Here is an 11,777-nt window from a genome sequence, read left to right on the forward strand (position 1 = left end):
GATCGTTACGCAAATGGACCGACCGCTGAAAATCTGGTAGCTTGCACGCGACAGTTGAGGGGGTTCCGATGAGTCTCGGCCGGCTGTGGCAGCTATTGTCGATTCTCCTGATCGCTGCGGCGCTGGCTGTTCCGGCGTCGGCGAATGCGCTCAACGACCCGCCCGTGCTTCCGCCACAGCCTTACCCGTCGCGCGGCAGCCTGGTTCTGTCGCCCCCGGAGAAATTCTGCTCGGAGGCGGAGCGGCAAGCCTATATCGCCAAGGCCGAAGCCGCGCTGAAGCTGATCGAGGCCGATGCCGACCGCGCCCGCGCCTACTTCATCGCGCTGCGCCAGAGTCTCGGCCACTATCAGGCCGCGAAGAACCAGCCCGCGGTCGATCGTATGATGGAGATGCTGCGGGAGTTCGAGCATGGTGAGGACCTGACCACGCCGAATGACGGGATGCTCCACTATCTGACGATCAGGCAGCCCCGTGAGGCGGAAGACAATATCGCCCGGGCGAAGGCGGCGCCGATCATCGACTGCTCGCTCGAGGGCCTCCAGAAGATGCGGCCGCAGCAGGACCGGGTCGAGCTTCCGCCGCTGCCCGCGCGCCTGTGCAGCGAGGCCGAGCGCGAGGCGCTGCGCCAGCGGCTGCGCGCCGCGGCGGCAGCGGCCCAGGCGAACATCGAACGGATGCGCGCCTATTTCAACCTGGTGAGCGAGCATGGCAGGGTCCTCGACGCGGCGGCAGATACCCGGGAGCACCGGCTGCACCTCGCCAATCTGCGAGCCGAACGGAACTGGGCGCTGGACCAGAACCTCGCCAATTCGCGGATCAGCTATTGGGCCGAGCAGCGCGAGAAGCTGCTGGCCGCGATGCCGATCGTCCCGTGCGACGGGCCGCCCGACGCGACCGCCGTTCCGGGGACGGTTCCCGGCGACCGTATGGGACGAAGCCCGGTTCCGCCGCGCCCTGTGCTGCCCGCATCCGGCGGCCCGGTCGCGGCCGGGCGGCTGTGCACCGAAGCCGACCGCAGCGCCCGGCTGGCGCAGCTCGATGCGGCGATCCGCGCCGCGCAGGCGCGGCTGGGTCCGGCGATGGCGCATTTGGGCGTTCTGATCCAGCTTCAGCTCGCGCTCAAAACGGGCAACGCCAACGAATTCGATCAGATGGATGTCGGATCGGAAGTGCGGAGCTATGGCGCGCTGGTGGAAGCGTTGAAGCTCGCGCTGGAGGATCTGGCCGCGCGGCGCGCCGAGACCGCGAGCCGGGCGCTCGATCCCTGCGCCACAACGCCCGAGCCGCGGCCCGCGCTGGTGGCGCCGGCGCCGCGCTTCGCGGTGCCGCAGCGCCCCGAACTGCCCGCCGCGCCGGTCGCGCCGGTGCCCGGGCGAATCTGTACCGAGGCCGACCGGACGGCGCTGCTCACGCAGCATGATGCCGCCATCGCCGCGGCGGATGAACGCCTCACCGCCGCGTCGAAACATCTCACCAGCCTCAATGAGCAGTCGGGGCGGCTCTCGATCGAGAAAGCCGACTTCAACACGATTCAGGCGGTGAGTGAGGAGACCCGGGCCTATCAGGCGGTGGTCAACGAGCTTTACACGGAGACCGAACGGCAACGCGCCGCGCGCAACGCCGCGCTGTCGCGGCCGCTCGATCCATGCGATCCGCCCGCCCAGCCCGAGACGCCGAATGACCGCGCGGTGGTGCCGGGCGGCAACCCCGTCCCGGTCACGCCCGGCGGCAAGAAAAAGGCGTGCCCGTCCGACGGCAAGAAGCCGGGCCGCGCGCCGATCAAAATCGGATCGAACGGCAAGGTGGGATCGGGCGCGCGCGCCGCGAAGAAACTGGTGTCGACGCTGGGCGGCCTCGCCGGGGGACTGTTGGGCGGCGGTGGTGGTGGTGGCGGCGGGGGTGGCAAGGGCGGTCCGCCGCTCGCCGATTGCAAGATCAAGGATTCCGAGAAGACGGTCTTCACCGACCCGGAGACCGGCATCTCGCTGCGCGTCGGCGCCAAGCGCGCGGGCGACACGGTGGTGGTGTTCGCCGATGTCGCCAAGTCGCCCGACAAGGGCACCTTCCAGTCGGGCTGGATCGAGACGCCCGAGGGCGACCTGCAAGCGCCCAGGCGTGCCGATATCTGCGCGATGTGGGGCGAGTGGTCGCTGACCGTGTCGTGGACGCGCGAGACCTATGTCGACGGCAATCTCGTGTCGCGCGAGACCGGCGGGTATCGCGAGGGCGGGCGTTTCTCGCTGCCCGGCCTCATCTCGACCGACGACAAGCCGGCGGGGCTGTGGAAGCAGTTCGGCTTTTCCAACGCGCAGGCGGGCGCGCGGGAGGTCGCGCTGAGCTATGCCTTGCCGCGCGGGCAGGCGGCGTCGCCGATGAACCTGCTGCTGCATGTGACGCGGCCGTCGCGCAATCCGGTGGATACGAAGCCGTTCAACCTCGTGATGCGCGAGGGCGCCCAGGGGTTCAGCTTCGCGCTCGCGCCGCCCGACCACGATATCTGCGTCCCCGAGGAGGGGCCGCGGGAGCCGGGAACCGATCCGAGTTGACCTGCCGCGTGGTAGCGGCGAGCGTTGCTGCCGCAGCGAACAAAGGAAACCCGATGAAGTTCAGCATGATGGGCGCGCTCGCCGCCGCGATGATGGCGATGCCGGCGGCGGCCGAGACGGTGGTGGTCACCGCCGAGCGCATGGTCGATGTCGTGAGCGGCAAGACGGTGGACTATCTCGCCGTCTTCATCACCGACGGCCGCATCACCAGCGTCGCCGATGCGCGCACGGTGAAGTGGGGCGCCGATGTCCGGCATATCGACTTGTCGGGCAAGACGATCCTGCCCGGGCTGATCGACATGCACGTCCATCTCGACAGAAACCCGCTCTATGGCGGCTATACCGGGCTGCAATTTACCGACAGCTTCTGGACGGCGCAGGGCGTCGCCAATGCGCGCGCGATGTTGAAGGCTGGCTTCACCACCGTCCGCAATGTCGGGTCGGAGAATTATGCCGATGTCGGCTACAAGCAGGCGATCGACGAGGGGCTGATCGTGGGGCCGCGGATCGTGCCCGCGGCGCATTCGCTCGGCGCGACCGGAGGGCATTGCGACCAGACCTATTTGCCGCCCTCGTTCAAGGCCAAGGGCGTGGCGGTCGGCGACGGGCCGCAGGAATTGCGCCAGCGCGTGCGTGAGCAGCGCAAGTACGGCGCCGAGGTGATCAAGATCTGCGCCACCGGCGGCGTCTTTTCGCGCAATACCGAGCCGGGGCAGCAGCAGCTGTCCGAAGAGGAGATGCGCTCCATCGCCGACGAGGCGCATCAATGGGGCCTGAGAGTCGCCGCCCACGCGCATGGCGCGGCCGGGATCAAGGCGGCGATCCGCGCCGGTATCGACACGATCGAGCATGCCAGTCTGGTCGATGACGAGGGCATTCGGCTCGCCGCGGCGCGCAAGCAGCCGGTGTGGTTCTCGATGGATATCTACAACACCGACTATACCCAGGCCGAGGGAAAGAAAAACGGCGTGCTCGAGGACAATCTGCGCAAGGACCGCGAAGTCGCGCAGATCCAGCGCGACAATTTCCGCAAGGCCCATGCGGCGGGCGTCAGGATGGTGTTCGGCACCGATGCCGGGGTGATGCCGCACGGCACCGCGGCGGGTCAGTTCCGCACGATGGTCGAATATGGCATGACGCCGATCGAGGCGATGCGCGCCGCGACCGTCAACGCCGCGCAGGCGCTCGGGCGTGAGAAGGACGTCGGCGCGATCGCCGTGGGCCGCTATGGCGACATCGTCGCGGTCGAGGGCGACCCGCTGAAGGACGTCGGCGTGCTGACGAAGGTGTCGGCGGTGATCAAGGGCGGGGTGCGGGTGGAGTAACCCGCACCCGGCGCGGTCAGGCCGCGCTGCTCTGGCCGAAGTTCGGGGTCAGCAGGTCGCCAGCCGGCGCGACCGGCGTCGGGTCGAGGCTCGTCGCGGGGGCCGACACCGATACGGTGCGGCTCATATGCTTGAGCCGGCCATCGATATGGCCGCCATTTTCCATCGTGATATTCTCATATTCGACATCGCCGGTAATGCGCGCGGTGCGCTCTACGGTAAGCTGGCGGACGCGGACCGTGCCTTCGATCGATCCGGCAAGGCGTGCACTTTCCGCGCGGACGTTGCCGACGATCTGGCTTTCAGCGCCCTGCAAGAGCGTGCCGCAATCGACATCGCCCTCGATCCGCCCTTCGAGGTGCAGCTCGGCGGTGGCGCTGACATTGCCGGTGATGGTGAGGTCCGCGCCGAGCACCGAGAACTGGCCGCGTTTCCCGTTCCCCGAACTCTGGATCGGCGTTGCGATCAATGGACGATCGTCGCCACGCGTGCCTTTGTTGAACATGAACTATTCCCCACTTCCCCGGATGATTCGCCGGCGAAGGTAACATGGCGCAGATCGAGGCCAAGCCATGGGGACGAAGCTTGCAGGTGCGGTCCGATATTGTCGTTTGCGGCCATCGGAGCTGAACGACGCGCGCTAAGTGCGCCTGCCAGCAACAGGATCATGATGAAAAGGCCGCAAACCGTGATCGCTGCGGTGCCATCGAGCAGTGCGAGAAGTGCGCCGCACAGCACCAAAATCGCGGTGATCCGATCGGCGCTGCGGTCGAGCGGAAGCATCGATGCGGCGATCAGCGCTGGCAGCATGCCCACTGTGCTCGCGTCCGGCATGAGCAGAAGCGCCGCCAGTGCGGACGGGAGCGCGGCGTGGCCGAGCGATCCGGCTGGCTCGGCGGAAAGCCGCGCGGCGTGGAAAGCGACGAGGCCGGCGAGCAGCGGCAACGCCAGGCCGATGACCAAGGCGCGGTCCGCGCCCAGCGCGACGGCCAAGGCGGGCAGGGAAGGGGCCGGCGCCCCAACTCCGCTCAACGCGATCGTCGCGGCGCATGCGGCCAAAGCGGTGACGATGGCGGCGGCGCGCGAACGGTGATAGGCGGGAAATGGAATCGGGTGCATCGCCGCTGCATCGCACGCCACGTCTTTCGATCCGGTTGACCGCATCGGCTCTGCTGCGTATAGGCGCCCGCGTCCCGAATGGCCGAGTCCAGGCGGGGCAGAGCTGAACGTTGCTGGAGACGCATCTGGCCTGGGAGGTCGTTTTCGACCGCCGGGGCCTTTTCGTATTCGCTCGTAAAGGGCTTCAGCAAAGTAACCGCCGGGCGACCGGTAAACACAAAGGTGAAGGGCTTCATGCCGACGATCAACCAGCTGGTCCGCAAGGGCCGCGAACCGCAGAAGGCCAAGTCGAAGGTCCCTGCGATGGAGCAGAACCCGCAGAAGCGCGGCGTCTGCACCCGCGTCTATACGACGACTCCGAAGAAGCCGAACTCCGCGCTTCGCAAGGTGGCCAAGGTCCGCCTGACGAACCAGCGCGAAGTCATCAGCTATATCCCCGGCGAAGGCCACAACCTGCAGGAGCACTCGGTCGTGCTGATCCGTGGCGGCCGCGTTCGCGACCTTCCCGGCGTCCGCTATCACGTGTTGCGCGGCGTGCTCGATACCCAGGGTGTCAAGGACCGCAAGCAGAGCCGTTCGAAGTACGGCGCGAAGCGTCCCAAGTAAGCCAAAGTAAGCCCCGGACGTGTTCCGGATACGCTGAAGTTTAGAAGGAAATTCAAGATGGCACGTCGTCGTCGTCCCGAAAAGCGGGAAATCCTGCCCGATCCCGTGTACGGAGATCAGGTTCTCTCGAAGTTCATGAACAGCGTCATGCTGGACGGCAAGAAGGCCGTCGCCGAAGGCATCGTCTATTCGGCGCTCGAAGTTGTCGAGCAGCGCGCGAAGAAGGACCCGATCGGGGTCTTCCACGAGGCGCTCAACAACATCAAGCCGGGCATCGAGGTCCGCAGCCGCCGCGTCGGCGGTGCGACCTATCAGGTCCCGGTCGAAGTCCGTCCGGAGCGTGCGCAGGCGCTCGCGATCCGTTGGCTGATCACGTCCGCGCGCAACCGTTCGGAAAACACCATGTCGGCGCGCCTGTCGGGCGAGCTGCTGGATGCTTCGAACAACCGCGGCAACGCCGTGAAGAAGCGTGAAGACACCCATCGTATGGCCGAAGCGAACCGCGCGTTCAGCCACTACCGCTGGTAATTTTCGAACCTATATCCTGGGGAGCCGCGACAAACGGCTCCCCAAATCTCTAAGGAACCCCGATCATGGCCCGCAGCCATCCGCTCGAGCGTTATCGCAATATCGGCATCATGGCGCACATCGACGCCGGCAAGACGACGACGACCGAGCGCATCCTCTATTACACCGGCAAGTCCTACAAGATCGGCGAAGTGCACGAAGGCACGGCGACGATGGACTGGATGGAGCAGGAGCAGGAGCGCGGGATCACGATCACGTCCGCCGCGACGACGTGCAAGTGGCGCGCCGACGAAGGCAAGGGCGAAGAGCACCTGATCAACATCATCGACACGCCGGGCCACGTCGACTTCACGATCGAAGTCGAGCGTTCGTTGCGCGTGCTCGACGGCGCGGTTGCGTGCTTCGACGGTGTTGCCGGCGTTGAGCCGCAGTCGGAGACGGTGTGGCGTCAGGCCGACAAGTACGGCGTGCCGCGCATGTGCTTCGTCAACAAGCTCGACCGCACCGGCGCGGATTTCTACTTCTGCGTCGATTCGATCATCGAGCGCCTCGGCGCGCGTCCGGCCGTTCTGTATCTGCCGATCGGCATCGAGGGCGGCTTCAAGGGCCTGGTCGATCTGGTCGAGAACCGCGCGATCATCTGGCTCGAAGAGTCGCTGGGCGCGAAGTTCGAATATCAGGACATTCCCGCGGACCTGGTCGAAAAGGCTGCGAAATATCGCAACGACCTGATCGAAATGGCCGTCGAACTCGATGACGACCTGATGGAAGCCTATCTCGAAGGCAACGAGCCGAGCACCGCCGACCTCAAGAAGCTGATCCGCAAGGGTACGCTCAGCATGGCGTTCGTGCCGGTGGTGTGCGGCTCGGCGTTCAAGAACAAGGGCGTGCAGCCCCTGCTCGACGCCGTGGTCGACTATCTGCCTTCGCCGCTCGACGTTCCCGCGATCAAGGGCGTGAAGCTCGACGGCGAGACGCCGGACGAGCGTCCTTCGTCGGACAGCGAGCCCTTCTCGGCGCTGGCGTTCAAGATCATGAACGATCCGTTCGTCGGCACGCTGACCTTCGCGCGCATCTATTCGGGCAAGCTCGAAGCCGCGTCGCAGGTCACGAACTCGGTCAAGGACAAGAAGGAAAAGGTTGGCCGCATGCTGCTGATGCATGCGAACAGCCGCGAGGACATCACCGAGGCTTATGCGGGCGACATCGTCGCGCTGGCGGGGCTGAAGGACACCACGACCGGCGACACGCTGTGCGCCATCAACGCGCCGATCATTCTCGAGCGGATGGAATTCCCCGAGCCGGTGATCGAGCTGTCGGTGGAGCCGAAGACCAAGGCCGACCAGGAGAAGATGGGCGTCGCGCTCAATCGTCTCGCTCGCGAGGATCCGTCGTTCCGTGTGACCTCGGACGCCGAGAGTGGTCAGACCATCATCAAGGGGATGGGCGAGCTCCACCTCGAGATTCTGGTCGACCGCATGAAGCGCGAGTTCAAGGTCGAGGCGAATGTCGGCGCGCCGCAGGTGGCGTATCGCGAGTATCTCAAGAAGCCGGTCGATATCGACTATACCCACAAGAAGCAGTCGGGCGGCACCGGTCAGTTCGGCCGCGTCAAGGTCAAGCTGACGCCGGGCGAGCGCGGGTCGGGCTTCGTCTTCAAGGACGAAATCAAGGGTGGTAACATTCCGAAGGAATATATCCCCGCGATCGAGAAGGGCTTCCGCGAGACGGCCGAAACCGGTTCGCTGGTCGGTTTCCCGATCATCGACTTCGAGGTGCTGGTCTATGACGGCGCGTACCATGACGTCGACTCGTCGGCGCTGGCGTTCGAAATCTGTGCCCGTGGCGCGATGCGCGAAGCGGCCCAGAAGTCGGGCATCACGCTGCTCGAGCCCGTGATGAAGGTGGAAGTGGTGACCCCCGAGGACTATCTGGGCGACGTCATCGGCGACATCAACAGCCGCCGTGGCCAGATCCAGGGCACCGACAGCCGGGGCAACGCCCAGACGGTCGAGGCGATGGTTCCGCTGGCCAACATGTTCGGCTATGTGAACCAGCTCCGCTCGTTCACCCAGGGCCGTGCGCAGTACAGCATGCAGTTCTCGCATTACGACGAAGTGCCGCCGAATGTGGCCGACGAAGTGAAAGCGAAGCTGGCATAATCCGAAATGAGTCGCTAAGGGGCCGCGTTCGCGTGGCGCCCTGACCGGCCGCGAAATTGATCTAGAAGGTAGGAAAAAATGGCGAAGGCAAAATTCGAGCGGAACAAGCCGCATCTCAACATCGGCACCATCGGTCACGTCGATCACGGCAAGACCTCGCTGACGGCCGCGATCACCAAGGTTCTCGCTGAGACCTCGGGCGGCGTCGCCGTCGACTTCGCCAACATCGACAAGGCGCCCGAAGAGCGCGAGCGCGGCATCACCATCTCGACCGCGCACGTCGAGTATGAGACCGCGGCGCGCCACTATGCGCACGTCGATTGCCCGGGCCACGCCGACTATGTGAAGAACATGATCACCGGCGCCGCGCAGATGGACGGCGCGATCCTGGTGGTTGCCGCGACCGACGGCCCGATGCCGCAGACCAAGGAGCACATCCTGCTCGCGCGTCAGGTCGGCGTGCCGACGATGGTCGTGTTCCTCAACAAGGTCGATCTGGTCGACGACGAGGAAATCCTCGAGCTGGTCGAGATGGAAATCCGCGAAGAGCTGAGCAAGCGCGACTTCGATGGCGACAACATTCCGATCATCCGCGGTTCGGCGACTGCCGCGCTGTCGGGTTCGGACGACAAGCTGGGCAAGGAAGCGATTCTCGCGCTCATGGCCGCCGTCGACGAGTCGATCCCGCAGCCGGAGCGTCCGCTGGACAAGCCGTTCATGATGCCGATCGAAGACGTGTTCTCGATCTCGGGCCGCGGCACGGTCGTCACCGGCCGCGTCGAGACCGGCATCGTCAAGGTTGGCGAGGAAGTCGAGATCGTCGGCATCCAGGAAGCCGTCCGCAAGACCACCGTCACGGGCGTCGAAATGTTCCGCAAGCTGCTCGACGAGGGCCGCGCTGGCGACAACATCGGCGCGCTGATCCGCGGCGTCGGCCGTGAAGAGGTCGAGCGTGGCCAGGTTCTCGCCAAGCCGGGTTCGATCAAGCCGCACACCGACTTCCAGTCGGAAGTGTACGTGCTGTCGAAGGACGAGGGTGGCCGTCACACGCCGTTCTTCGCCAACTATCGTCCGCAGTTCTACTTCCGCACCACCGACGTCACCGGCACGATCGAGCTGCCTGCCGGCACCGAGATGGTCATGCCGGGCGACAACGTCGCGCTGGGCGTCAAGCTGATCGCGCCGATCGCGATGGACGTCGGCCAGCGCTTCACGATCCGCGAAGGCGGCCGCACCGTCGGCGCCGGCGTCGTGGCGACGATCGAGAAGTAAGTATTTCGACCCGCAAGGGTTGAAACAGAAGAGCCCGGCTTCCCGAAGGGGAGGCCGGGCTTTTTCGTGCATACGCCCCGCTGTTCGGCGCCGTCATTGACGGCACTCCACGTTACATTACTTCAATGCCGGGCGGTGAAGCGAGGGGACGGTCGATGAAGCGCGTGGCGACCTCCCTGATTCTGATCCTCGCTGGCGGATGCGAGCCCGCACGCGTCCCGCCGGGCAATCTGTCGGTCGAGGGTTTGCCGGTCACGGGCAGCCTCGCGTTCGCGCAGCGCGCCGGATTTACGCGCTGCCTCGACTTCAACAGCTATCTGCGCTGCCGCCGGGACGGCATCTATCTGGCCGGAGAAGGCCCCTATCAGGGCGCTATCGACGCACGCGGAGCGGACGGGGGCGGCGGCTTCGACCAGCTGACGCTGTGGCACGAGCGCGACCAGCGCGCTGTTGTGGCGGTGGCCCGCAAACTAGCGGTGTCGGGATGGCGGTTGTGCCGCACCCAGATAGACGATCGCGGTGACCAGAACATCTGGCGCAAGGCTGGTTCGAAGGTGCGCGTGTCGATCGACGTCAGCTATTGGGGAAAGCGGCGGCTGCGCGTGTTGCCCGAGCTGGGGCAGGCGACGGGGAAGTGCCTGTAAGCGCGCGCGCGAAAAATCCCGCCTTCACCCCTTGATCCGAATCGCGCTTCCCTGTAGTGGCGCGCCTCCAGTTTGAGTTTGAACCAGCAAGAGACCCGGCAACGGGTCCCGCTCTTTCGCATCGGTAGGGTACATGGACAACAATATCCGCATTCGCCTGAAGGCGTTCGATCACCGCGTGCTCGACCAGGCCGCCAGCGACATCGCCGACACCGCGCGCCGCACCGGCGCCATGATCCGTGGCCCGATCCCGCTCCCGACCCACATCGACAAGTTCACGGTCAACCGTGGCCCGCACATCGACAAGAAGTCGCGCGAGCAGTTCGAGACGCGCACCTACAAGCGCCTGCTCGACATCGTGCAGCCGACCGCGCAGACGGTCGACGCGCTGATGAAGCTGGACCTCGCGGCCGGCGTCGACGTGGAAATCAAGCTGGCCTGAGCCAGTTGACGCAGCCTCGGGCACCAGCCGGGGCTGTTTCCGTTCCCGGCCCGCCGCAAAGCGCGGGGCAGGGGGTGGACAGGGAGGCCGGCCTCACGTAAAGGCGCCGCTTCCCACGAGATTCGCGTGATTCCATCGGGATCATGCAGGGTTGGCCGGATCGATCCCGATCCTTTTGGTCCGACCGGAGCCAAGGCTCAAAAACGACATAGGGATACCGCCGGGTTCGCCCGGGTCTGCGTCCCCCGTCTTTCCCCGCCGCAAGGCAGGGAACTCAGCCCGGACGGGGGCTCGCATCGCATATTCGGGCTGAAGGCACGCACCCATCGGAATGGTCCGGCGGGTGCCTCTGTTATGGAGTGTATGGATCATGCGCACTGGCGTGATCGCGAAGAAACTGGGGATGACCCGCCTGTTCAAGGACGACGGCCGCCACGTGCCGGTCACCGTCCTGAGCCTCGAAGGCTTGCAGGTCGTCGCCCGTCGCGAAATGAACACCGATGGCTACACCGCCGTCCAGCTCGGCGCTGGCAGCGCCAAGGCGAAGAACGTCGCCAAGCCGCAGCGCGGCCAGTTCGGCAAGGCCGAAGTGGAGCCCAAGGCGATCCTCGCGGAATTCCGCGTTGATGAAGACGGTCTGCTCGACGTGGGCGCCGAGATTTCGGCTGACCATTTCGTCGCGGGTCAGCTCGTCGACATCCAGGGCAAGACGCAGGGCAAGGGCTTCCAGGGCGGCATGAAGCGCTGGGGCTTCGGCGGCATGCGCGCGACGCACGGCGTCTCGATCAGCCACCGTGCGCTCGGTTCGACCGGTCAGCGCCAGGATCCGGGCAAGGTCTTCAAGAACAAGAAGATGGCCGGCCACATGGGCGACAAGAACCGCACCCAGCAGAACCTCGAAATCGTCGGCACCGACGTCGAGCGCGGCCTCATCTTCGTCAAGGGTTCGGTCCCTGGCTCGAAGGGCGGCTGGCTGTTCGTCAAGGACTCGGTGAAGGTTCCGGCGCACAAGGATGCGCCGTTCCCCGCCGGCCTCAAGCAGGCTGCCAACAGCAACAATGACGCCCCCGCGGACACCCCGGCAGAAGTGACCGAGGCCCCTGAGGCGACCGAAGGCCAGGAGGGCTGAA

At 65.8% G+C, this 11,777-nt stretch carries 12 protein-coding genes; 10 read left to right on the forward strand and 2 right to left on the reverse strand.

Annotation, left to right across the window (positions count from 1 at the left end; genetic code table 11):
- Nucleotides 1–68: 68 nt before the first annotated feature.
- Together M9978_RS15505 and M9978_RS15510 are read left to right on the forward strand one after the other, a co-directional pair.
- Nucleotides 69–2,549 (forward strand): hypothetical protein, encoded by a 2,481-nt coding sequence (locus M9978_RS15505; RefSeq protein ID WP_254294755.1) that lies wholly within the window; start codon nucleotides 69–71, stop codon nucleotides 2,547–2,549.
- Between the two features lie 53 nt (nucleotides 2,550–2,602).
- A complete protein-coding gene (locus M9978_RS15510; protein WP_254294757.1) occupies nucleotides 2,603–3,874 on the forward strand; it encodes a Xaa-Pro dipeptidase in 1,272 nt (423 codons plus the stop codon).
- Nucleotides 3,875–3,890: 16 nt separating this feature from the next.
- On the opposite strand, the gene M9978_RS15515 is transcribed toward M9978_RS15510, so the two are convergent.
- On the reverse strand, nucleotides 3,891–4,379 hold the full coding sequence (locus M9978_RS15515) for a bactofilin family protein (RefSeq protein ID WP_254294759.1): 489 nt from the start codon (nucleotides 4,377–4,379) through the stop codon (nucleotides 3,891–3,893).
- Nucleotides 4,340–4,684 carry a hypothetical protein gene (locus tag M9978_RS15520; RefSeq protein WP_254294761.1) on the reverse strand — a complete coding sequence of 115 codons (345 nt, stop codon included), beginning with the start codon at nucleotides 4,682–4,684 and terminating at the stop codon, nucleotides 4,340–4,342. Before M9978_RS15520 ends, M9978_RS15515 begins: the two co-directional genes overlap by 40 nt.
- A 22-nt stretch (nucleotides 4,685–4,706) precedes the next feature.
- On the opposite strand from M9978_RS15520, the gene M9978_RS15525 reads away from it, so the two are divergent.
- The 8 genes from M9978_RS15525 (at nucleotide 4,707) to rplC (ending at nucleotide 11,776) form a co-directional block, all read left to right on the forward strand.
- Entirely contained in the window at nucleotides 4,707–4,967 is a 261-nt protein-coding gene (locus M9978_RS15525) for a hypothetical protein (protein WP_254294763.1), read from the forward strand.
- 260 nt (nucleotides 4,968–5,227) lie between these two features.
- On the forward strand, nucleotides 5,228–5,599 hold the full coding sequence (gene rpsL / locus M9978_RS15530) for a 30S ribosomal protein S12 (RefSeq protein WP_019831557.1): 372 nt from the start codon (nucleotides 5,228–5,230) through the stop codon (nucleotides 5,597–5,599).
- 57 nt (nucleotides 5,600–5,656) lie between these two features.
- Nucleotides 5,657–6,127, forward strand: a complete 471-nt coding sequence (gene rpsG, locus M9978_RS15535; RefSeq protein WP_254294765.1) for a 30S ribosomal protein S7 — start codon at nucleotides 5,657–5,659, stop codon at nucleotides 6,125–6,127.
- Nucleotides 6,128–6,192: 65 nt separating this feature from the next.
- Nucleotides 6,193–8,289, forward strand: coding sequence for an elongation factor G (gene fusA / locus M9978_RS15540; RefSeq protein ID WP_254294767.1), 2,097 nt, complete (start codon nucleotides 6,193–6,195; stop codon nucleotides 8,287–8,289).
- Between the two features lie 78 nt (nucleotides 8,290–8,367).
- Nucleotides 8,368–9,561 (forward strand): elongation factor Tu, encoded by a 1,194-nt coding sequence (gene tuf / locus M9978_RS15545; protein ID WP_254294768.1) that lies wholly within the window; start codon nucleotides 8,368–8,370, stop codon nucleotides 9,559–9,561.
- A gap of 155 nt (nucleotides 9,562–9,716) precedes the next feature.
- Nucleotides 9,717–10,205, forward strand: a complete 489-nt coding sequence (locus M9978_RS15550; protein ID WP_254294769.1) for a hypothetical protein — start codon at nucleotides 9,717–9,719, stop codon at nucleotides 10,203–10,205.
- A 133-nt stretch (nucleotides 10,206–10,338) separates the two neighbouring features.
- Nucleotides 10,339–10,647: a 30S ribosomal protein S10 gene (gene rpsJ / locus M9978_RS15555; protein WP_066664400.1), complete on the forward strand. Its 309-nt coding sequence runs from the start codon at nucleotides 10,339–10,341 to the stop codon at nucleotides 10,645–10,647.
- Nucleotides 10,648–11,017: 370 nt separating this feature from the next.
- On the forward strand, nucleotides 11,018–11,776 hold the full coding sequence (gene rplC / locus M9978_RS15560; protein ID WP_254294770.1) for a 50S ribosomal protein L3: 759 nt from the start codon (nucleotides 11,018–11,020) through the stop codon (nucleotides 11,774–11,776).
- The last annotated feature ends 1 nt before the right edge of the window (nucleotide 11,777 follow it).

Origin of the sequence: Sphingomonas tagetis (assembly GCF_024211275.1) — a bacterium.
Taxonomy (GTDB): domain Bacteria; phylum Pseudomonadota; class Alphaproteobacteria; order Sphingomonadales; family Sphingomonadaceae; genus Sphingomonas; species Sphingomonas tagetis.